The sequence below is a fragment of the Flavobacterium sp. WC2416 genome, from assembly GCF_041200095.1.
In the GTDB taxonomy this organism is placed as follows: domain Bacteria; phylum Bacteroidota; class Bacteroidia; order Flavobacteriales; family Flavobacteriaceae; genus Flavobacterium.
Map to the genome: position 1 here is coordinate 3,491,941 of NZ_CP165626.1, position 22,447 is coordinate 3,514,387.

The following is a 22,447-nucleotide window of genomic DNA, read 5'->3' on the forward strand; positions in this document are numbered from 1 at the left end:
TTTTGCTCTAATCTATTAACTCTTGCAAGTATTTATTCATTTGTTGTTGTACTTCTAGCAACTCTGTTTCTAATCTTTTGATTTCTACTTGCACCGCCTTGATATCTATAGCAGCTTCTTCTTCAAAAGTATCTACATAACGAGGAATGTTCAAGTTGTAATCATTCTCAATGATTTGGGCTAAACTAGCCACATAGCTGTATTTGTCTTCGGCAACTCCGTTTTTTAATTTCCCTGCATTAAAATCTTCGTAGGTAGCTACTATTTTATTAATGTCTAAATCACGTAATTTATTTTGGTTTTTACCACTTTCAAAATGCTTGCTGGCATCAATAAACAACACATCGGTATTTTTGGCTTTCCCTTTATTAAAAACTAAAATAGCAGCAGGAATTCCAGTTCCAAAAAACAAGTTGGATGGCAATCCTATAACCGCTTCTAATATATTTTCATCAATAGTTTGTTGGCGAATTTTACCCTCGCTACTTCCTCTAAACAAAACACCATGCGGCACTACAACACCTGCTTTTCCAGTTTCATTCAAGGTTTCTATCATGTGACTGATAAAGGCCCAGTCTCCTTTGCTTTTGGATGGAACCCCTCTCCAAAAACGATTGTAAGGATCTCCAACAGCTATATCAGCTCCCCATTTGTCTAATGAAAAAGGTGGATTAGCAACAACGGTATCAAACTTCATCAATTGATCGCCTTCTTTCAATTTTGGATTTCTTATTGTATCTCCCCAACGAATCGTAGCATTATCAAAACCATGCAAAAACATATTCATCACTGCTAATGCCCATGTACTTCCGTTAGCTTCTTGACCGTAAAGAGAGAAATTATTATTACCCACTTCACGACCTGCTTTTATCAACAAAGACCCTGATCCACAAGTAGGATCACATATCCTTGCACCCGACTTTGACTTGGTTAGTTTTGCTAATAGTGTTGACACTTCACTTGGTGTAAAAAATTCACCTGCTTTTTTCCCTGCATCACCTGCAAAGTTGGCAATCAGGTATTCATAAGCATTACCAATAACATCTTCACGTTCTAAATGCGAAGGTGATAAATCCAGTGCAACAAAATCTGCCAACAGGTTTTTTAACCTCGTGTTTTTATCCTTTACATCCCCTAGGTTACTACTATTGAAATCGATATTTCTAAAAATCCCACTACCATCTTCACTACTTAATTTTTCACGATTAGCCTCTTCTAAATCAGCCAAGGCAATATTGATTCGCTCACCAATATTTGCTTCATTTCTATTCTCATACAAGTCATCAAAACTACAATGCTCTGGCACTTGAAAACGCTCCATTTTCAAAGCTCTATCGGTTCGAGCTTGATCTCCATTGTATTTTTCTAAATACTCTTCTCTTTTTTCCTTATTAACATCACTGATGTATTTTAAGAACAACATGGTCAAAATATAATCTTTGTATTGAGAAGGATCTATAATACCCCTAAAGGTATCACAGGCTTTCCATACAGTTTGATTGATTTCTTTTTGATTTATCTTATGGCTCATCTTATTGTATTGCTTTAAATATTAGTTCGTTATAATAATTTTGCCTCAATTGTGAAATTTCATTCTGTAAGAACTTTTCTTTTTTTTGTAAGTTAAAGAGTTCTAAGATAGTAAATTGCTTAGCAAAATTTGGAATGAAAATTTCAATCTTTTCTAAGATAGAAATAGTAACAGATTTGATTGCAGTTCCTTTTGCAACCCCTTGAAGCAAAGCCTGTGTTTTGCCATGATTTAAAAACCAAGCGACATACTCCGGCTTAACATTGGTATTCTTCAATTGCAGGACCAAAAAAGTAGTAGAGGCTACCGCTGGTTGGTAACTTCCATCATAAACAACTGCAAAAAAATCTTTCCCTTTAGCCGCAAAAAGTATGTCGTCTTTTTGCAAAAAATGTTTTATCAGTTTTGGAGATTTACTCAGCACTGGACTCGAAGTACCAGCCCACTCCTTATCTTCATTAAAATCCGTAGCCTGAACATAGTACACATCAGGATTAACATCTCCTTTTGCAAATACGCCAGACTTGATATACACTATTTCTTTTAGTATCTCTCTCATAAAATAATTTAGTACATGATATACTTTTATTAAAATTTCAAACAAAGTTAAGTAAATTTCATTAATTTTGATTAAAAATAATCAAGTATATTTTGTACTAAACAAAAATACTAATAACAAAAAATAAAGCATATGGAATATTTTTTTGGCATCCTAGATCGTAGCGAAATAGAACAAGAACTTTTAGCAATAGAGAACGATCAACCAAAAGATTACTTGGAATCTATTAAAGAAGATTTTTCAGAGCATGAAATAATTATGGGAACCGAATATGATATTGAATACTTATTAGAAGAAAAAGGCATTTTTAAAAAAATTATCAGTGATGAAAAAATACGAGAGCGTATAAAAGAACAAAATATTCCAGATACTGAGATTGACTACGAAGTTTTTGATACTCACTTAGAGATACCGCCTATACTTTTAGACGAAATATATGACCACATTTGCAATTTATATCTTTCTAAATTAGAGTATATAAAATTAGATTTTTTTGATAATTTCCAAGATAAGATTTATGGAAGGGATTTTAAAGAAATAAAAGAAATTGCACTAATAGAATTTAAAAAAATATATCAGTCAGTTGATCTGTCAAACCCTGTTAAATCCTTTATTGGTAGAACAGCAAAAAATGAAAAATTTATTTATACACCAACGTATCTTCATGAATTATCCCGAGAGAAACAATATATAATCCACAACATAAACACATATAGCATATTACCATACTTGTATGGTGACATAGATTTACAAAATGAGTATCCTTATTATAATGAAGAATTAATTAACGAAATTATATCCTTTCAAATAAAAATTGATATTTTACTAGAACTTAATAACAGATTTAAGTTCGAAATAGACATCTATTTTAATAACATGTTTTATTATGGTCTTGAAGCACTAAATCACCTAGATATTTTTCTAAATACAAATGCTTATGTATTTACAATGGTTACGATCAAAAATTTTGATGAAATCAATAGGTCAAATATAGAAAGCCTTTTTTCTTTTTTAAAAAATAATAATTTATACATTGGAAAAACCAACAGTAAATTCTTAGACCTTGTAAACACAACATTTTATGAACAAGTAAAAGATTTAAAAAGTCATGAAGAAGATGAACAACATACAGCACATGCAACAAGAGTAAAACAACTAGAAAAAGAATGGGGAATCTTCAATGAAAAATACTTTCCAGAAGGCTAATTTTTACAAAATCCATTTCTAGACATTCAAAACCCATTTTCAGACATACATTTTCAATTTTCAGACATATATTTAATTTGCTGATTTTTAAAACATTGAGGTTATTGCAATCAAATAATCTTAATTAATTTTAATATGAATCAGCAACAATTTTTATCCGCATTTAAGAATCTACAATCAGAGGTTCAAGAAATCAAAACACTCCAACAAAGAGTTCTTCTTTATCTAGAAAACAACAATGGCAGGTTAACTGAAGATTCTACTATTATGGAGGAACGAATTACAGTTAAGGAATCGTGCCAAATTTTAAAATGTTCTGAAGTCACCCTCTGGAAACTTCGAAAGGGCGGAATCCTCCCCTACACCCAACACAAAAGAACTATTCGATTCAAGAAAAGTGACATTCTAAATTATCTAAACCAAAAGGGATAATTATGAAATCAGTTATTCTTAATGTGCGTATTTCTCAAAAATTGAGAGATAGGTTAATCGATGATTCCCATGAAAAAGGCATTACACTATCTGATAATTCAAGGGAGATACTTACCGCTTATTGCAAAGCAAAAAATAGTGATAAAATTGACAATCAAACTCTACGTGATATCAATTTTTATAATAGTAACGAATTCATTTACTTAATCTTTTGGATGTTCGAAAAAATTAGATCCCCAAAACATTTTGGGCCTAAAAATGAATTGGAAGATCTGAAAAAAATTGTATTACAAGTAGTAACCAATAAGTTTTCCCCTCCAGACTTAAAACAGGAATTTGAAAAAGTACTTATTGACATTCAAAGATACCTTAATGAATTTGACCTCCCTAATAACAAATTCAACTTTTGTGCGCTCTGTACTGATGAAGTTTTTGACTACATCATCTTAGCAGAATTCATTAGAAATAAGGCATTTGAAAACAGAATCTATTTGTAATACACTTTGTATTACACTTTGTATTACAGTTTGTGTTACAATTTGTATGACAAACTGTAACACAAACTGTAACACAAACTGTAACACACCAAAAACAGAAAACATGACTCCAAAAATCATCCCCTTATCCGAGCATACGGAGGCGTTTAAAAAAGAACTTGAAGCCGATTTAAACAATTCTGAAATAAAAATGACAAATCCTTCCAATTGTTTCAACATAAAACCTATCAATGAATGGATAGAGGATGCAAAAAACCGTCCAATCCCAAATATGCTATTTAGTGAGCTATGGTATGAAAATGAAACCTGCATATTATTTGCTGACACTAATCTTGGTAAATCCATTTTGGCGTTACAAATGTCTAATGCATTAAGCAAAGGCATCAGCATTTTAGGCTTCAAAATGGAGATACTAGCTCAAAAGGTATTGTATTTTGATTTTGAACTATCAGATAAACAAGTAGAAAATAGATACTCCAATCAATATTCTGAACACTATGTTTTCAGTCCAAATTTACTTCGGGTAGAAATAAATCCTGAACAAGATATTCCTGCAGAATTTAAAGATTTTGATGATTACTTATGTCATTCGTTAGAACTCGCAACTATTGAACATGATGCCAAAATTATCGTCATAGACAATTTAACTTATTTAAAAACGGATACCGAAAAAGCAAAAGATGCTTTACCACTGATGAAATTTTTGAACAGTATTAAGAAGAAGTACAACCTTTCAATCTTAGTATTAGCTCATACCCCGAAACGAGATGCTTCCAAACCTTTGACTAAAAATGACCTCTCTGGGAGCAAAATGTTAATGAATTTTTGTGACAGTTGTTTTGCTATTGGCGAAAGCGCACAGCAAACAGGATTGAGGTATATCAAACAAATTAAGCAACGAAATACAGAATTGATATATGACACCCAAAATATAATTGTGTGCAACATTGAGAAGGATACGAACTTCTTAGCCTTTGTTTTTATGGGTTATGAGAATGAATTGGATCATTTGAAACCAAGAAACAACAAAGAACAGTTTAATGAAATTATAGCTTTGAAAAAACAAGGTTTACCCAACACTCAAATTGCTGAAAAATTAGGAATAAGCGAAGGTACTGTTCGAAACAAAATAAAAAAATCTGAAAATTTATAATGTCTGCAAAACTAATATATCCTCTAATAATGGCGCTACCTGAACAGGAGCGTGAATTACTATTGGAGATGTTAGGAGTAAAAACTAATAAGCTTGATTTAAACAAATTCTTATCTGCTGATCATCAAAAACTAATCGAAAAAAGAGAAATGATTGCCTATTTAATCGAAACTCAATTTAGCAAATTCAAGAAGTCGTAACACTCGTAATATTCGTAGGGGTTACGAATATTACGAGTGTTACGAATAATCAATTAAACCATGTATAAATATTCACTCGACAAATCCAGCAAAAAATTTATTTGCCCTAGATGCCTGAAAAAATCATTTGTTAGGTATGTTGACAATGAAACAACATGCTATTTGGATACTCAATTTGGCAGATGTGACAAAGAAAGTAGTTGTAAATATCATACCTCTCCAAAAAACAATAATATCCTATACATTCATTCTAAACCACTACTTAAAAGAGAAAAGTCTACTATTCAGAAAATAGAAGTAACAAAGCATGGACAGAATTTTAAAAACAATTATTTCATTCAATATCTTAAAAATCACTTCCATGAGGACGAAATAAAAGCAACTATTCTAAACTATTTAATTGGAACTTCGAATCATTGGAGAGGTGCAACTGTTTTTTGGCAAATCGACCATAAAGAAGCGGTTGTAACAGGTAAAATAATGCTGTTTGACATCAATACAGGCAAAAGAGTCAAAAAGCCCTATAATCACATTAGTTGGATGCACAAAGCGCTAAAAATCCCGAATTATGAATTGAAACAATGTCTTTTTGGTTTACATCTTATTAATGAATATCCCGAAAAAACTATTGCCTTAGTTGAATCAGAAAAAACAGTAATCATAATGAGCTTATTTTTGCCTAATTATATTTGGATTGCTACAGGAAGTAAAGGAAATTTTAAAAAAGAATTATTAGAGCCTATTAAGAATTTTAAAATCATAGCCTACCCCGACAAATCGGAATATAATGATTGGAATAAAAAAACCATACAATTAAATCAAGAAGGTTATCACATAAGATGTAGTGATTTTGTTGAAAAAAAAGACGTGCTAGAAGGAACAGATCTTGCCGATATTTATATTGAATCAAAGATTAAAACCTTTCCAAAACCTGAAGTAAAACACACTACTACAGAAATCGAAGTAAACCGATTAGCTAAAATAAATCCTGAAATTATTAATCTTATCAGGACTTTTGAGTTGCTGGATAATGAGCATAATGAGATTGAGTTTGTTGTCTAGGTTCTAACGTTATAAAAGAACACATTTAAATTTATATTGGATTCCAATTACTCTGTCGCAAAACGGCAGACAAATCTTTTATCTTTGATTAATAAATAAAAATCAATTATGTCAAAATTAATCTATTTTAAAAGGTATTTGTACGTTATAGACCGCTTGCGAAGCAGACCTTGTAGTTTTAATGAATTGCAGGAACACGTGATGCGAAAACTTGAAAAGGACGATATCGACACCACTTTTGAATATGCCATACGCACTTTTGAACGCGACAAGAAAGACATTACCACTCTTTTTGGCATCGAAATACACTACAACCGAAAAGAAAAAACGTACGCTATTGATGAAGAAGAAATAGAAGATCAATCAGTAACTCGAATGATCGACGCCTTTTCAATTCATCATGCACTTCAAGAAGGAAATAAATTGTCTCCTTCTGTGTTTCTCGAAAAACGAAAATCATTAGGAACTGAACATATCTACGGCATCATTCACGCCATTCAAAATCTTAATATTTTACTATTTACGCATCAAAAACATTGGGACGATTTTAGCACCTTACGAGAAGTGAAACCTATTGCAATTAAAGAATCACAACAAAGATGGTATTTAGTTGCTCTGGATAAAAAGGACGACACAGTGAAAACCTTTGGTTTAGATCGTATTTCCAAACTAAAAATCACTGATACCAAGTTCAAGCCAATTAAATATAATGTGGAGAAAGAATTCAAACATGCATTTGGAATAGAGACCTATTCTGCTGCCGAAAAAATAATTTTAGAGTTTTCTAACAAACAAGGAAATTACATCAAAACATTTCCTTTGCATGAATCTCAAATTGTAGTTGAGGAAACAGAGGACACTGTCATAGTGGAAATTTATATACATACAACAAATGATATTATAATGGAGCTTTTGAAATACGGATCAAACGTAAAAGTAATCTCCCCAATTACCCTCCAAAATGAAATCAAAAAAAGGATTTCGGACATGTCAAGTCTATACCAATAATGTCAAACCTTAGAGGTAGAAACTTTAAAACTGCAAAATACCATAGCAACCAAATTGCTGATTAAAAACTACAATAAAATTTTATCTTATAAGATTTATATGACACAATATATTACCTTGTACAAAGAACAAAACAAATCACTAAACTATTAATGTCAGCATAGCGATGCTAGCGCTTTTGTGATGATGTTTTTTTTTGTTTATTAGGTTAATTAGTTTAAATCAGAAAATAATTAAAACAACAATATCATGACAGAAAATTACATAGGATTAAAACCTATTAAGGAAATCTTAGGTATGAATTTCTTTATTCCTAATTATCAACGTGGATATAGGTGGACAAAACAGCAAGTAAAGGACTTACTCGATGATATTAATGAATTTATCGAAAAAAAAGACAAAGGTATTTATTGCATTCAACCTTTAGTAATTAAAGAACAAAAACAGGAAACTTTTGATTTAATAAAGAATGAAGCAAAAAATATTGAAGAAATTGAAAAATTATTGAAAGGTAGTTGGGAGGTCATTGATGGTCAACAACGATTAACCACAATTTTCATACTGTTAACATATTTAGACTGTGAGAATAAATACAACCTCAAATATGCAACTCGTGAAGACAGCGAGTCTTTTTTACTATCTATTGATCATGGCAAAAAAGAGGACAATATAGATTATTATCATATCATTGAGGCAAAGGAGCAAATAACCAAATGGTTTACTGAAAATGGTAATGATCTGGAAATATTCAAAAATACGCTTTTAAATAAAGTGAATTTCATTTGGTATGAATCTGTAGATGAAAATCCAATAGCTGTTTTTACCCGCTTGAATATTGGAAAAATCCCCCTTACCAACGCAGAACTTATAAAAGCATTATTTCTTAACAAGTCAAATTTTGAAAGTAACGATTTTAAAAAAATAAGACTTCAACAACAAGAAATAGCAAGTGAATGGGATCACATAGAATATAATTTACAAAGTGATGAGTTCTGGATGTTTTTGCATGAGCAAAACTATGACAAACCAACTCGAATCGATTTTATTTTTGATTTAATCTGTAACCACAATTCCTTAAAGCTTAAAGAGGAAGAAATGAAAGACATTGGTAAAGATGAGTATAAAACTTTCAGATACTTTTATGCTTGGTTTAAAAGGAAAACTGATATAACCGAATGCTGGAAAGAAGTAAAATCCTACCACCAAATTTTTCAAGAATGGTTTAATGATTTAGAATTGTACCATTATATCGGTTTTATGATTGAAAACAAGATCGATATTTCTACAATTATTAAAGAATGGAAAAAAGAGGGACGAACCAAAAATGACTTTACTAAGCAATATATTATTCCGTCATTAAAGTTTAAAATTGCGAAATGTTCTGATCTGAACAAACAATATGAGATTGAGAATTCTCCTAAAAAAACCCAATCTCGCCCACTTCTTTTATTATATAATATACAAACCCTAATTAATCAGAATGAAAGTATTAAAGATAACGCTAAATACAAGCTACCTGTCTTTTATAAGTTCCCATTTCATTTATACAAAAAAGAGGCTTGGGATGTAGAGCACATTGATTCTAATACAGAAAATCAATTAGAAGACGAAAAAGACCAAAAAAAATGGTTAAAATGTAGTTACTCACATATATCCGATAATGATTTAAAATTGGAAATAGAAAAGTTTTTAATCGATGCAGAGGATAAAAAAGATTTTGATTATTTACGGGCAAAAGTTATCGCAAACACAACTTCCGCTTCAGTTAAATTAAATAATGAAGAAAAAAATAAATTATGGAACTTCACTTTGCTCGATGCATCAACTAATAGGAGCTATGGCAATGATATTTTTCCTATGAAACGCATTGTTATTATTGGCAAGGATCAAGGTAAAAAGATCACTATCAATGATGACGTTGCTGATTTTGAAATACATCAAATACCAGGTGAAATTGCATTTATTCCCCCTTGCACGAAAAATGTTTTTCTAAAATACTACAGTCCAAATACTGATAATTTAAGAGAATGGGACAAATCTGACGCCAATACATATTTAAAGAACATAGAAACAGTCTTAGAAAAATTTTTAAAAGATGAGTAAAGACAATATTACACAACAAACAACATTTTGGACATTTCTTAAATCTCAGAAAATTGAAATTCCAATTATTCAGCGAGATTATGCACAGGGGCGATCTGGAAATGAAAAATTACGCGAAAAATTCCTTAAAGATTTAAAAGAATCATTAGATAAAAATACGGTTTTAAAACTTGATTTTGTTTATGGAAGCCTTGAAAACGGTAGTCTCAATCCTCTTGACGGACAGCAAAGATTAACTACACTCTGGCTACTGCATTGGTATATTGCATTCAGAGCAGGAGAATTATCTAAAAACAAACATGTTTTTGAAAGATTTTCGTACGAAACAAGAGTTTCATCCCGTGAATTTTGCAAGCAACTATCTAGTTTAGAAATAACTGCCGAAAATGGAATTTTGCAGTTGATTCAAAATCAAACTTGGTTTCAGTCTCTCTGGAAGCAAGATCCAACAGTAAGCGCAATGCTTAATATGCTTGGAGGAACATCCGAAAAAGATGAAAAAGGAGAAGAAATATTTGATGGTATAGAAGAGGTCTTTTTCGATAAAACAAAATTTGAAGAGTATTGGATAAAGCTGACTTCGGAAAATTGCCCTATCAAATTTTATTATCTTCCTCTTGCTGAATTGTCGTTGTCTGATGATTTGTACATCAAAATGAATGCCAGAGGGAAGGCGCTAACTTCTTTTGAAAATTTTAAAGCAGACTTAGTAGGATATATTGATAAAAAGGAATGGGATAAAGACAAAACTGAGGCAAATAAAATTTCTCACAAATTAGATACTTCGTGGACCGATATATTTTGGAAGAATAAATCTGAGGAACATAAAATTGATAATATTTATTTTTCATTTATTAATAGTTACTTTCTAAATAGTTTAATAACAGCAAAAAATGATAAAGAAATAGATTTATATACCCAAGAAGCAATTCTAAATAACAAATTATATAAATATTTATCAGATAACTCATCGCTTAAATACAATGGATTTGAAATTTACAAATCTGAAGAAAACGTATTTGATAAACTGTGTTTTGAACGTCTGACTATGATTCTTGATAAGTTTCATTTAACTTTCAAATCTTTTACAAAAGAAGATATAGACAAACTATTTTTCCCATCTTGGGACGATCACTCTGATTTTAGATTTATACCTGTTTATAAAACAGAGGGAGAGGAATACATAACTTCTACACCAACAGATCGACAAAGAGTAGTTTTTTACGCGATATGTTGTTATTTTGAAAATAATGAATATGAAGAGAAAGCATTAAAAGATTGGATGCGTTTCGTGTGGAATATAGTAATCGACCCAAATCTTGCAATGATTGGTGCAATGAGATTTATAAAAGAAATAGCAAAACATTCTGGTGACATAATTACTTTTTTATGCGACAATAACGAAGAAGTTAAGATATCTAAAACCCAATTTGAAGAAGAATCAATAAAGGCAAAGCTAATTAAATCTGTCAAAGATGATAGTTATGAAAAAGCAATCATAAAAGCAGAATCTCATAAATTATTCAAAGGAAATATTCAATTTTTACTTAGTAAAGGTATAAACACTACTATCGAAGATTTTAATACTGAAAGAGATATTGCGTTTCTTATTACTCAAAATACGGGAGATTATTTATGGATTAGATCAATACTAGCCAACGCTGGCAGACTTCCTACTACCATAACTTTATCGAATATAAATGATAATTGGAGGTACTTAATTAATTCATCTCTTATGGAAGCATTTCGTAATCTAATTTCAAATTTCAAAAATATTGATTATCAAGCACAGTCTGCACAGACCATTATGAAAAATATTTGTGCAAATTATAAACGTAAGGAAGAACTGCTTTGGGTTTATCCATTAGTTCATTGGGTAGGTGAAAAAGGAGAAACGTTGCTTGATAACTATTCTGATACTAAACGAATTGTAAATTATTACAATCAAGGAAGTATTTATTTATATAATAAAACTAATTGGACAGAAGGAAATATACTATTATCAAATTATCGTAACGAGATTATTCAAGAGTTACTTAAAGACAAAGAAATGATTTATAATAGTCCTGATTGGTCTAATATCGATAACAAGTACTTTAGAGGTTGGAATATAAAACTTATACGCAAAACACGTCTTCAAAATCAAGATGTAGAAATTGAATATCTTTTTGATAGACAATATCTAAGTATTGGAATTAAAGAAACTACTGAATTGCAACTTTCGTTTTCACTTCATCAGTTTTCTGAACCAGCAAAATTTGGTTTTGATGAAAATGAAGAAGGTTGGTTGTGTCAAAAAAAATATGATTATCTGAAAATCGTCAAAAACGAATATGACATTAATAGCTTTTTAAAGGAGGTTGAAGAGGGATTTCAATTTCTGATCTCAAAGTTAAATCAAGAGATTGAATAACTACTTTATGGCTTAATATATAATACCTGCAACTTATTATTAAAACGACATTCCCACTAGAGTGTCGTTTTTTAGTTATAAATAAATTACTCTGTCGCCCTTTGACCTTCTCCGTACCTAATTTCGCATGTAGGGGAAGCAGAAAACCAATTAGAGTAAGCAAAACAAAAAATAAAATATTATGTCTCAAATGATTTTAAAAGGAAAAGAAATGATTAGAATTAATCCAACAATCAAAACAAAAATTGAATATTCAACCAACCAAGGAAGAAGTTGGATTTCACGGTATAATTCTAGCAGCTGCGGCGATTTTACCGATTTAACCGATAGCGGCAGGGAAATCTTAGGAATGACTTCTAAAGGCCTCTATTATTCGACCAATGAAGGTAGAAGCTGGATTAAAAGAGGTTAAAACAAAATTTTAAAATAGTTGGCAAAACTTAAACCGTCACCATATGGCATTGTGGCGGTTTATTTTTGGTCTGTAATAATCAAAACACTAAGAAATCATGGAAGAAAACCACCTTATTTTATCATTAGAAACTATTCACAAAACCTCTAAAAACTCACAACTAAAACTGTCAGCATTCGACAGTATTTCAGTTGAAATAAAGCTAATTAGTAATTATTTTGAAATCAATAGCATAGAAGCTGTACTGCTAGCAAGTTGTTTTATACAATCCTGTTTTGATACGGTAGAACTGCCAGAAATCATTAAACACTTTGGTTTAGAAAAACATAGCTTTCTAAAATATATAGAAAATTTCAATTTACTAATTGCCAAATCTATAGTAGTTAAAACAGAAAATCGCCGCTCAGAAAATAATTATAAACTGTCCCAACATATTTATGATTATATATCAACCCAAAAATCAATTCCAAAAGGACTATTAGCAATTAAAGTAAAAGAAAATACTTTTTGTGAATTTTTATCAGATTTGGATATTTTAAGTAACCTGAAAGATGACGACAAAATCAATTACTTTTATTTCGTCCAAAAGTTCGGTGATCTATTACAAGCCAATAAGCAATTCAAATTGATCGCTTTCGCAATCAAAAATCTTGAATTAGTAGATTCGTTTGTTTTTTTTGATACAATTCTAGACGCTATGAACTTAGGAGAGAATAATTTCAACACGGTATTACAGACCACAGTTGAAGATTTTTATGACCGAAAAAGAGATTCATTCAAATACATTAATGATTTCCTAGATGACAAGACAGCATTAAATCTACACGAATTAATAGAAAAAGACACTACTACATTTTCCAACAGACACCGCATTCAATTGACTCAAAAAGCCATTTCTATGTTGAAAGAATTAGAAGGGATTTCATTAACGGCTGCAGAAAAGAAAGACGAACGATTAATTTATGCTAAGCAAATCCAGAAGAAAAACTTGTTTTATAATAGCGGAGAAAAACTCCAATTAGACCCTATTACAAAAAGTCTTTCAAACACTTCATATGTGAAATTACAAAGTAGATTAAAATCAAAAAACATGAGTACGGGTATCACTGCGCTTCTGTACGGAGCTCCAGGAACTGGAAAGACCGAAACTGTTTATCAATTAGCAAAGAAGCACAATCGTCCTGTTTTCAAAGTAGAAATTTCAGAAACAAAATCCATGTGGTTTGGCGAAAGTCAGAAGTTAGTTAAAAAAATTTTCACCGATTACTATAATTTCAAAAAGACATTAAAAGTATGCCCTATTCTTTTATTTAACGAAGCCGATGCGATTATAGGTAAGAGAAAAAGTGCTGGTTCATCTTCAGTTGCCGACACAGAAAACGCCATACAAAATGTATTACTGGAAGAACTAGAAAATTTCGACGGAATTCTATTTGCTACATCCAACTTGGTAGCCAATTTAGATCCAGCATTCGAACGTCGTTTTCTATTCAAAGTAAAATATGAAAACCCAACCATAGAAAACGCTACCAAAATATGGAAAAACAAATTACCTTTTCTTTCTGAAGAGGAAGCTTTAAAACTAGCTTCTCAATTTTCCTGTTCTGGCGGGGCAATGGAAAATATTGCCCGAAAATCTATTATGGAAGAAATTGTTTTTGGTACAAAACCCAACTTCGAAAAAGTCCTTTTTTTTTGCGAAAATGAAAAATGGAGCAATAAAATTAGTAAAATGAAAATAGGGTTTTAATATTAATTAATTTTCATTAATTTAGCTTAAAATATTAATTATTAACGTGCACGAATCCGTACACGATTTCTATAATTTTAAGCACAATAAGAGTATATATTTCAGGGGATTTTTGGAATTTTTGACCGAATTCATAACCCTGAGGTCACGAGTTCAAATCTCGTCCTCGCTACAAACTTAAAGTCATGTAAATCACGGATTAGTGCCAACTAATCCGTTTTTTTATGCCTAAACTTTTAGTACTTTTACAGAACGTGCACGATTTACCTATAAAATCAATCTAATCATTACCAAATACATAAGCTAGAAATATCGATATAAAGACAAGGTGTAAACTTTCCAAATCACAAAAGAATAGTATGTTTTTTATTCTGTCTTGCCCTGAAATAACTTGTCGTTTTTAGATTATAATGCTAGAATTCGTTTATATCAAAACAAATTATACCAATTTACTAATGGCAAATCCAGCTCTTCAATTGATTGCTTTGATTTTAGTATTTCATCCTGTGCCACTTTTATTTGGCTTATATTTTTGAAATTTGTTAAAACAGAAAAGAAGACATTCTGCTTTGAATTGCAAAAAAAAACATTAAAGAATTTAACAATCCAAATTAATTATGAGAATGCAGCTTAACTGAATGTGTATATTTACATATCCAGTGCTTTGTTACGTACTTATTCAGAAAAACAACCTTACTGCATGAGCCATAAACAAATAATAATATTTTAACTTTGAGCATTGTTCTCAAAATAAAAGATGGAGTTAAAAGATACACAAATCAATCAAAAAGGCTGTACAGTCCAAGAATGCAATACAGATTATATCAATCAGTGTGGGGGTTCTCCTTTGTATTCTATTTATCTTTTTGAAGGTACAGGCAAAATAAGTGTCGATTTAGTAGAATATTCTTTTGAAGGTAAAATTGTATTGTTTACAACTCCATATCAAATTATTCTTTTTAATACGGAACATCCAATTAAAACCAGAAGACTCCAATTTTATGGTGATTTTTATTGCATAGAATATCACAAAAAAGAAGTGGCTTGTAACGGTCTTTTATTTAACAACATATATCAACAAGCCTATATAAATCTTGAATTAGAAGATTATATTGAGATGGATTATATTCTAGAAAAACTAATTATTGAACTAGAAATCATTAACAGTTATTCTATTGCGGTAGTACGAGCTTATTTACAATTGATTCTAGCTTTATCTAGTAAAATTAAATCGAAAAAAGTAGTCATTTCTGAAGAAAAAAACACTTTTCATCCTTTAATGAATTTTAAAGTGCTACTTGAAAATAATTTTCATAAAGAAAGGCAACCTTCTTTTTATGCTGATCAAATGGGCATTTCGCCTAATACATTTTCAAAAATCTGTAAACAGCATTTCTTGAAAACACCCTCTACATTAATTCACCAAAGGGTTATACTTGAATCTAAAAAATGGATTCACCTTAGTTACAAAAGCATGAAAGAAATTGCTGCTGAATTAAACTTTGACGATGAAAATTACTTTAGTCGTTATTTTAAAAAACATACTGGAATTACCCCTACTGCATTTCGAGAGAATGTTGGGATATCCATCGTGGCAGATTTGTCTAGGTAATATCCACATCTGTCCATTGTGACCACAACAAAATCTTATTAACTTTGCCTAATAAATAGTAAATATATGAACATGTTAATAACCTTAGCAAAATTACAAAGTCAATTTTTTAATTTAATGAGAATAGCTATTTTTATAGTAATGGTATGGATTGGAGGACTTAAAGCTTTTCAATATGAAGCAGATGGAATTGTGCCTTTTGTTGCCAATAGCCCTTTGATGAGTTTCTTTTACAGTAATCCAAATGAATATAAAGACCACAAAAATAAAGAGGGAGAAATTGTTGAAAAGAATATTAAATGGAACACTCAAAATGGAACCTATAGCTTTTCATATATGTTGGGCGGCATAATTGTTATTATTGGTTCGCTAACTTTATTTGGTATTTTCAATAATCACTTAGGGCTTATTGGTGGATTACTCACTGCCGGTATGGCATTAGTTACGCTTTCTTTCTTAATTACTACTCCAGAAACCTGGGTGCCTAACTTAGGTGGCGATATGCCAACACCTCAATATGGCTTTCCTTATCTTTCAGCTGCGGGCCGATTGGTTATAAAAGACATTATTATGATGGCAGGAGGTTTAATTGTAGCTTCTGATTGTGCTAAAAAACTTTTGAAGGATTAATTAAAGTATTCTTAAAAATAAATATCAAAGAAAGTCATTCTTGTAAAGTTTAAAAATATAATGGTTGAAAAAGTGAATAAACTCAAATTAATCCGATATTTTTTTGCCCTTATCATGATTGCTGTTATGGTTGGCGCTTCAGAATGGCTCGACCAAAAAGAAATTCTGTTTCCTGAAATGGCCGCATTGGTGCTTGGTTTATGGGTTATTGATAAAAAAATATGGACGGTTAGTAGACCGATACTGGTAGCATTGATGACAGTCTGCGCCTTTTTCGGAATTCTGCTTGTCCTTTATTCCCCATTCCCTCTTTTAATAAATATTGCAATTTCATTTACATTTACATCCCTTTGCCTTATTTTGACGCGCACCACCTTAATTCCAATAACGTCATCTGCAATGTTGCCAGTTTTATTAGGAACTAACTCGTTAGTTTATCCTGTTTCTGTTTTCATCATGAGTCTTTTGGTCGTTTCCGGACAATGTCTTATGGAGAAAAATGTATTGCGCGAGGTTATTACTTTCGATAGAAAAAAAGATCATTACAAACACAGTCCGAAGCATTGGATGAGATTACTGTTTTGGGTAGTACTCATAGCTGTAATTCCGGTATATTTTGGGAAAATATATTTTATAGTTCCACCATTGATGGTCATGTTTATAGAATTCAGTTCATCATCATCAGGCTTTCGCAATCGCCCGCTACAGGTTTATTTAGTAATCATAATTTCTGCTATACTAGGAACACTCTTTCAGCACTATTTGCATACAATATTGGGATTCCCACAAATATATACGGTTTTATTGCTATTTTTATGCCTGTTTCTTCTTTTTGAAATTGTGGGTAAACCATTTGCGCCAGCTTGTGCCATTGCTCTTGTTCCAATGATTATTCCACAAAAAAATGTACTGTCTTATCCCTTTCAGGTTGCCGTTGGGTCAGGTATATTTCTGTTTGTAGCCATGTTCTTTTTCTTAAAATGTTACCGTTGGAAACGTGAGCATCTTCTAGTATGTTTTATACCTAAATTTATCAGATTCAGAATGGAACGCCCAAAGCGAAAAGAGAGATGTTAAGTCTGTTTAATACTACTATTTTAAAACAGAGTGTATTATAGGTTGGATGTTTATGAACGTAACGTTGTCCCTTATTTTTTAAAACTAATCGGATTTACACTGCAAGAAAATATAATGTCTTAATTATTTATATAAAAAAAACTCGGAATCACTTCCGAGTTTTTCTGTATAAATACAAATTAACTGTTATCGCCAACCGCCACCTAAAGCACGGTATAACTCAACATTAGATGATAATTGCTCTTTTTTTATCGAAGCCAATTCTAGCTCTGCTTGCAAAAGATTGCCTTGCGCAATAACTACTTCCAGGTAAGTTACCATACCATTTTTAAAAAGCATGTTTGCATTTATAATTGCTTTTTGAAGTGTTGTTGTTCTTAGTTTTGCAATCTCAAATTGCGCTGCTTGTTTTTCAATTTTAGTCAATGCATTTGAAACTTCACCTACAGCTACTAAAACAGTTTGTTTGAACTGTAATATTGATTGCTCTCTTTCTACTTTAGCTATTTCATATTGTGTTCTTAATTTTTTGCTGTTTAGTAGTGGTGCTGTCAATCCGCCCGCAATAGAACCAAATAATGAAGCTGGAATATTAAACCAATTGTTTATTTCGAATGAATTTACACCAGTTCTAGCCGTAATATTCAAAGAAGGATACAAACTGGCCTTCGTTACACCAACTCTTGCATTGGCCATTTTTACCCCCATTTCAGCACTTTTTACATCTGGTCGTTTACTCAATAACTGAGATGGAATTCCAGCAGAAAGATTGTCTTTTATCACTATAGTTTCCAGCTTGCTCTGTCTATCTTTAGCCTCTGGAAAAGTCCCTGATAATACACTTAATGCATTCTCTTGAATTTGAATATTTTGCTCTAATTGTGGAATCAATTGGGCTGCAACAAGTTGTTGTGCTTCTGTTTGTTGTTTTGCAAATAAATTTACCTGTCCGGCTTCATATTGAAGATTTACAATAAAAAGAGTACTGTCATTCAATACAAGTGTTTTCTTAGCAATTTCTAATTGTGCATCTAGCATCAACAAATCATAAAACCCTTTTGACACACTTGCAACTATTGCTGTTTGCAATGCTTTTTTGGCTTCTGTTGTTTGCATATAAGCAGCTAATGCACTTTTTTTCTGGTTTTTTATTTTACCCCAAATATCTGCTTCCCATGACAAACTTAGTCCTGCCGAATAGTCTTCTAAATGTTTTTTACCCAGAAATTGATTTGTACTTATTCCATTTAAGCTATTATCTGATAATCTGTTCGAAGAAGCTGTTGCAAAAGCATTGAGCTCAGGAATATTTCCCCATTTAGTTTGCTTGAATTGTAAATTGGCAATAGCCATATTTTTATCTGCAATTTGCAAGTCATTGTTTTTCAATAATGCATCATCAATTAACTTTACTAAATCGGATTCTGCAAAAAAATCTTTCCATTTAATATCAGCCGTATTTGTGGTATCTATCGAAGTGGAATTTCTGAAATTTTCAGGAACTCCAATTTTTGGAGTTTCCTGAGAAAATGATGTGAAGGCTGTAAAAAGAGATCCTATTACAACACTCCTTTTTATATTTTTTATCATAAGATGATTTTTAAAGATTGCTATTGATACAGATTATTTTTTTGAATGGCTTTCGTTGTTTATAACTGCCAAGGGTTTACCAGTAACTTTCTCTTGCAAATGCTGGAAAACAATAAACAATACCGGAATAATAAATATTCCCAAAAGAACTCCAGATATCATTCCTCCAGCTGCACCAATACTAATCGAATGGTTTCCTAATGCTGATGGTCCTGTTGCGCGCATCATTGGAATAAGTCCAACTACAAAAGCAAATGAAGTCATGATAATTGGGCGTAAACGCAATTTGGCTGCTTCTAATGCAGAGGCCAAAAGCGATTTCCCAGCCCGTCTCCTTTGAATCGCATATTCAACAATAAGAATGGCATTTTTAGCCAATAATCCGATAAGCATGATTAAGGCAACTTGAACATAAATGTTGTTTTCAATTCCAGTTAAACCAATGGCAAGGAATACTCCAAAAATTCCTGTTGGTATTGATAAAATAACGGCTGCAGGAAGAATATAACTTTCGTACTGTGCTGCTAGTAAAAAGAACACAAATAATAGACTTAATCCAAATATAACAGCCGATTGTCCTGAAGATGTAATTTCCTCTTTGGTAAGCCCTGAAAATTCAATGCTGTATCCTTTAGGTAATTTTGTTTCGGCTACTTCTTGTACAGCTTTTATGGCTGCACCTGTACTAAATCCTGGAGCAGCAATGGCATTAACACTTATGGAATTAAAAAGGTTATAACGAGAAGCTGTTTCTGGTCCATTAACGGGTTTCAATTTTACCAAAGTAGAAACTGGAACCATCTCGCCTTGTCTATTTTTTACAAATATTCCATTCATAGATTCTACATTGTTTCTTGAATCCACATCAGCTTGAACTACAACTCTATAATATTTCCCAAATCTATTAAAATCAGAAGCTTGTGCACTACCAAAGTAGGCTTGCATGGTTTGCAGAATATCTCTAACATTCACCCCTAGTTGTTCTGCTTTTACATCATCTACTTCCATTTCAAGTTGAGGATAATCTGCTTTAAAACTTGTAAAAGCAAATGCAATTTCTGGACGTTGCATTAATTCACCAATAAAAGTAGTACTGACACCACTAAATTTACTTATGCTTTGTCCTGTTTTGTCTTTTAAAACAATATCTAAAGCATCAACATTACTAAAGCCTGGAACTGTCGGGAAAGTAAACACAAAGAAACCTGCTCCCTTTATTCCAGCTAGCTTTTGTCTAACATCGCCCATGATAGCATTAATATCCGTAATATCACCACGCTCTGCTGCTGGTTTCAATAAAATGAATATTACTCCTGCTGATGGACTGCTTGATTGTGTAAGTAAGTTAAACCCTGAAAGAATGTTTAATGTCTTTTTAGACTGCATATCTCCCAGTGTTTTTTCTACATCTAGCATAACCGTTTTGGTTCTCTCTAAAGATGTTCCCGCTGGCATCGACATTGATATAGCTATAAAACCCTGATCTTCTGATGGAATGAAACCTGTCGATGTTGTTTTCACCATGTAAACAGTCGCCAAAATTACAACTGCCAATCCACCAAGGCTCACCCATTTAAACTTAATTAAAAAGCGAAGACTCTTTACATATTTATTTGTCAGTTTATCAAATCCTTGGTTAAACCCAATGAAGAATTTTTCCTTGAAATTTTTAGGTTTCACCTCTTCTCCATCTACATCGTGTTGAATGTCTTTCAAAAATAAAGCTGCCAAAGCTGGGCTAAGTGTTAAAGCATTCACTGCCGAAATCACAATGGCAATAGCTAATGTAAAAGCAAATTGTCTGTAAAAAACACCTGTTGAACCTTCCATAAAACCTACAGGAAGAAATACCGCCGACATTACTAAGGTTATCGAAATAATCGCTCCCGTAATTTCACTCATTGCAGAAGTTGTAGCAGCTTTTGCAGATAATTTTTTACTGTGCATTTTCTCATGAACCGCCTCAACAACTACAATGGCATCATCTACAACAATACCAATAGCAAGAACTAGCGCAAATAGCGTTAACAAATTGACCGAGAATCCAAATACCTGCATAAAAAAGAAGGTACCCAAGATAGAAACTGGAACCGCAATTGCTGGAATTAAAGTAGCTCTAAAATCCTGAAGGAATAAAAACACTACTATGAAAACCAAAATAAAAGCTTCTATTAAAGTGTGTTTTACTTGTTCTATTGATAAATCTAATGAGTCTTTAGTATTATACAGAATTAAGTGTTTTACATCTTTTGGAAAATCTTTGGATGCTTTTTCCATCATTGCTTTAATCGCAATTTGAACATCACTGGAGTTCGAACCTGGCAATTGATAAATTGCAATATTAAGTCCTGATTTTCCATCAATACGCGTACTACTTCCATAAGTGTAGGAACCAAACTCAATTCGGGCAACATCTTTTAAACGCAATACAGAGCCATCTGCATTCGAATGAATTACAATATTTTCATATTGTTCCGGTTTATTTAATTTTCCTTTGTATTTAATTACATATTCAAATGATTCCTTGCTACTTTCCCCAAATCTACCTGGTGCAGCCTCAAGGTTTTTGTCTTGAATAGCTCCCATAACTTCTTGTGGAGTTAGATTATAACTAGCCATTTTTGATGGGCTTAACCATACGCGCATAGAGTAATCTTTACTTCCTCCAAAAATCACTGCCTGCCCTACTCCAGGAATCCTTTTTAAATCAGGAATTATATTTATTTGAGAATAATTAGCTAAAAAAGTTTGGTCGTATTGCGCTTCATTTTCGGTGTATAAATCAACCACCATCAAAAGACTATTTTGCTTTTTGGTTGTTGATATTCCAGCTTGAACTACTTCTGGAGGCAATTGACTCGTAGCTTGAGAAACTCGATTTTGAACATTTACCGCTGCTTGATCAGGATTAGTTCCTAACTCAAAATTAACAGTAATTACTAATGAACCGTCATTACTCGCAGTAGAACTCATGTAACTCATGTTTTCTACACCATTGATAGCTTCTTCAAGAGATGGCGCAACGGAACGTAAAACTGTTTCCGCATTGGCCCCAGGATAAAGTGCCACAACTTGTACAGCTGGAGGAGCAATATCTGGAAATTGTTGTAAAGGGAGCGCCCTTAATCCTATAACTCCTAGGATAACTATAAGAATAGCTATTACCGTTGACAGTACTGGCCTGTCAATAAATTTTTGTAACATATTTTATA

Annotated in this window: 18 protein-coding genes; 14 read left to right on the forward strand and 4 right to left on the reverse strand. The window is 31.9% G+C overall.

The window, feature by feature from the left end:
• Positions 1–7 precede the first annotated feature (7 nt).
• Both AB3G39_RS14820 and AB3G39_RS14825 read right to left on the reverse strand, forming a co-directional pair.
• Positions 8–1,531, reverse strand: coding sequence for a type I restriction-modification system subunit M (locus tag AB3G39_RS14820; RefSeq protein WP_369769463.1), 1,524 nt, complete (start codon positions 1,529–1,531; stop codon positions 8–10).
• A gap of 1 nt (position 1,532) precedes the next feature.
• Positions 1,533–2,090, reverse strand: a complete 558-nt coding sequence (locus tag AB3G39_RS14825; protein WP_369753280.1) for a restriction endonuclease subunit S — start codon at positions 2,088–2,090, stop codon at positions 1,533–1,535.
• A 132-nt stretch (positions 2,091–2,222) separates the two neighbouring features.
• Between AB3G39_RS14825 and AB3G39_RS14830 the strand changes: the two genes are divergently transcribed.
• From AB3G39_RS14830 to AB3G39_RS14895, 14 genes are all read left to right on the forward strand, one after another.
• Positions 2,223–3,296: a hypothetical protein gene (locus AB3G39_RS14830; protein ID WP_369753279.1), complete on the forward strand. Its 1,074-nt coding sequence runs from the start codon at positions 2,223–2,225 to the stop codon at positions 3,294–3,296.
• Positions 3,297–3,431: 135 nt separating this feature from the next.
• Entirely contained in the window at positions 3,432–3,728 is a 297-nt protein-coding gene (locus AB3G39_RS14835; protein WP_369753278.1) for a helix-turn-helix domain-containing protein, read from the forward strand.
• Positions 3,729–3,730: 2 nt separating this feature from the next.
• Complete coding sequence (locus AB3G39_RS14840) at positions 3,731–4,225, forward strand: hypothetical protein (RefSeq protein WP_369753277.1); 495 nt, start codon at positions 3,731–3,733, stop codon at positions 4,223–4,225.
• Positions 4,226–4,328: 103 nt separating this feature from the next.
• Positions 4,329–5,378: an AAA family ATPase gene (locus tag AB3G39_RS14845; RefSeq protein ID WP_369753276.1), complete on the forward strand. Its 1,050-nt coding sequence runs from the start codon at positions 4,329–4,331 to the stop codon at positions 5,376–5,378.
• The gene (locus AB3G39_RS14850) at positions 5,378–5,578 is read left to right on the forward strand and encodes a hypothetical protein (RefSeq protein ID WP_369753275.1); all 201 of its coding nucleotides are present in this window, start codon (positions 5,378–5,380) and stop codon (positions 5,576–5,578) included. Before AB3G39_RS14845 ends, AB3G39_RS14850 begins: the two co-directional genes overlap by 1 nt.
• 60 nt (positions 5,579–5,638) lie before the next feature.
• Complete coding sequence (locus AB3G39_RS14855; RefSeq protein WP_369753274.1) at positions 5,639–6,640, forward strand: DUF6371 domain-containing protein; 1,002 nt, start codon at positions 5,639–5,641, stop codon at positions 6,638–6,640.
• Between the two features lie 108 nt (positions 6,641–6,748).
• Entirely contained in the window at positions 6,749–7,648 is a 900-nt protein-coding gene (locus tag AB3G39_RS14860) for a helix-turn-helix transcriptional regulator (protein ID WP_369753273.1), read from the forward strand.
• Positions 7,649–7,897: 249 nt separating this feature from the next.
• A complete protein-coding gene (locus AB3G39_RS14865) occupies positions 7,898–9,751 on the forward strand; it encodes a DUF262 domain-containing protein (protein WP_369753272.1) in 1,854 nt (617 codons plus the stop codon).
• Complete coding sequence (locus AB3G39_RS14870) at positions 9,744–12,164, forward strand: DUF262 domain-containing protein (protein ID WP_369769464.1); 2,421 nt, start codon at positions 9,744–9,746, stop codon at positions 12,162–12,164. The genes AB3G39_RS14865 and AB3G39_RS14870 overlap by 8 nt, the downstream gene beginning before the upstream one ends.
• Before the next feature lie 181 nt (positions 12,165–12,345).
• The gene (locus tag AB3G39_RS14875) at positions 12,346–12,576 is read left to right on the forward strand and encodes a hypothetical protein (protein ID WP_369753270.1); all 231 of its coding nucleotides are present in this window, start codon (positions 12,346–12,348) and stop codon (positions 12,574–12,576) included.
• Positions 12,577–12,673: 97 nt separating this feature from the next.
• Entirely contained in the window at positions 12,674–14,326 is a 1,653-nt protein-coding gene (locus AB3G39_RS14880) for an ATP-binding protein (protein WP_369769466.1), read from the forward strand.
• A 757-nt stretch (positions 14,327–15,083) separates the two neighbouring features.
• Positions 15,084–15,938, forward strand: coding sequence for a helix-turn-helix domain-containing protein (locus AB3G39_RS14885; RefSeq protein WP_369753267.1), 855 nt, complete (start codon positions 15,084–15,086; stop codon positions 15,936–15,938).
• A 66-nt stretch (positions 15,939–16,004) separates the two neighbouring features.
• Positions 16,005–16,568 (forward strand): DUF417 family protein, encoded by a 564-nt coding sequence (locus tag AB3G39_RS14890; protein ID WP_369753266.1) that lies wholly within the window; start codon positions 16,005–16,007, stop codon positions 16,566–16,568.
• A gap of 60 nt (positions 16,569–16,628) precedes the next feature.
• On the forward strand, positions 16,629–17,645 hold the full coding sequence (locus tag AB3G39_RS14895) for a hypothetical protein (protein WP_369769468.1): 1,017 nt from the start codon (positions 16,629–16,631) through the stop codon (positions 17,643–17,645).
• 186 nt (positions 17,646–17,831) lie between these two features.
• Here the strand turns inward: AB3G39_RS14895 and AB3G39_RS14900 are convergent, their stop codons facing one another.
• Positions 17,832–19,235 carry a TolC family protein gene (locus AB3G39_RS14900; RefSeq protein ID WP_367773889.1) on the reverse strand — a complete coding sequence of 468 codons (1,404 nt, stop codon included), beginning with the start codon at positions 19,233–19,235 and terminating at the stop codon, positions 17,832–17,834.
• A 33-nt stretch (positions 19,236–19,268) separates the two neighbouring features.
• On the reverse strand, positions 19,269–22,439 hold the full coding sequence (locus AB3G39_RS14905) for an efflux RND transporter permease subunit (protein WP_367773888.1): 3,171 nt from the start codon (positions 22,437–22,439) through the stop codon (positions 19,269–19,271).
• Positions 22,440–22,447: the final 8 nt, after the last annotated feature.

What these genes read in the sequence shown, in the direction of transcription:
- AB3G39_RS14820 (WP_369769463.1), bottom strand. Translation starts at nt 1,531, where the DNA reads ATGAGCCATAAGATAAATCAAAAAGAAATCAATCAAACTGTATGGAAA.
- AB3G39_RS14825 (WP_369753280.1), bottom strand. Translation starts at nt 2,090, where the DNA reads ATGAGAGAGATACTAAAAGAAATAGTGTATATCAAGTCTGGCGTATTT.
- AB3G39_RS14830 (WP_369753279.1), top strand. Translation starts at nt 2,223, where the DNA reads ATGGAATATTTTTTTGGCATCCTAGATCGTAGCGAAATAGAACAAGAA.
- AB3G39_RS14835 (WP_369753278.1), top strand. Translation starts at nt 3,432, where the DNA reads ATGAATCAGCAACAATTTTTATCCGCATTTAAGAATCTACAATCAGAG.
- AB3G39_RS14840 (WP_369753277.1), top strand. Translation starts at nt 3,731, where the DNA reads ATGAAATCAGTTATTCTTAATGTGCGTATTTCTCAAAAATTGAGAGAT.
- AB3G39_RS14845 (WP_369753276.1), top strand. Translation starts at nt 4,329, where the DNA reads ATGACTCCAAAAATCATCCCCTTATCCGAGCATACGGAGGCGTTTAAA.
- AB3G39_RS14850 (WP_369753275.1), top strand. Translation starts at nt 5,378, where the DNA reads ATGTCTGCAAAACTAATATATCCTCTAATAATGGCGCTACCTGAACAG.
- AB3G39_RS14855 (WP_369753274.1), top strand. Translation starts at nt 5,639, where the DNA reads ATGTATAAATATTCACTCGACAAATCCAGCAAAAAATTTATTTGCCCT.
- AB3G39_RS14860 (WP_369753273.1), top strand. Translation starts at nt 6,749, where the DNA reads ATGTCAAAATTAATCTATTTTAAAAGGTATTTGTACGTTATAGACCGC.
- AB3G39_RS14865 (WP_369753272.1), top strand. Translation starts at nt 7,898, where the DNA reads ATGACAGAAAATTACATAGGATTAAAACCTATTAAGGAAATCTTAGGT.
- AB3G39_RS14870 (WP_369769464.1), top strand. Translation starts at nt 9,744, where the DNA reads ATGAGTAAAGACAATATTACACAACAAACAACATTTTGGACATTTCTT.
- AB3G39_RS14875 (WP_369753270.1), top strand. Translation starts at nt 12,346, where the DNA reads ATGTCTCAAATGATTTTAAAAGGAAAAGAAATGATTAGAATTAATCCA.
- AB3G39_RS14880 (WP_369769466.1), top strand. Translation starts at nt 12,674, where the DNA reads ATGGAAGAAAACCACCTTATTTTATCATTAGAAACTATTCACAAAACC.
- AB3G39_RS14885 (WP_369753267.1), top strand. Translation starts at nt 15,084, where the DNA reads ATGGAGTTAAAAGATACACAAATCAATCAAAAAGGCTGTACAGTCCAA.
- AB3G39_RS14890 (WP_369753266.1), top strand. Translation starts at nt 16,005, where the DNA reads ATGAACATGTTAATAACCTTAGCAAAATTACAAAGTCAATTTTTTAAT.
- AB3G39_RS14895 (WP_369769468.1), top strand. Translation starts at nt 16,629, where the DNA reads ATGGTTGAAAAAGTGAATAAACTCAAATTAATCCGATATTTTTTTGCC.
- AB3G39_RS14900 (WP_367773889.1), bottom strand. Translation starts at nt 19,235, where the DNA reads ATGATAAAAAATATAAAAAGGAGTGTTGTAATAGGATCTCTTTTTACA.
- AB3G39_RS14905 (WP_367773888.1), bottom strand. Translation starts at nt 22,439, where the DNA reads ATGTTACAAAAATTTATTGACAGGCCAGTACTGTCAACGGTAATAGCT.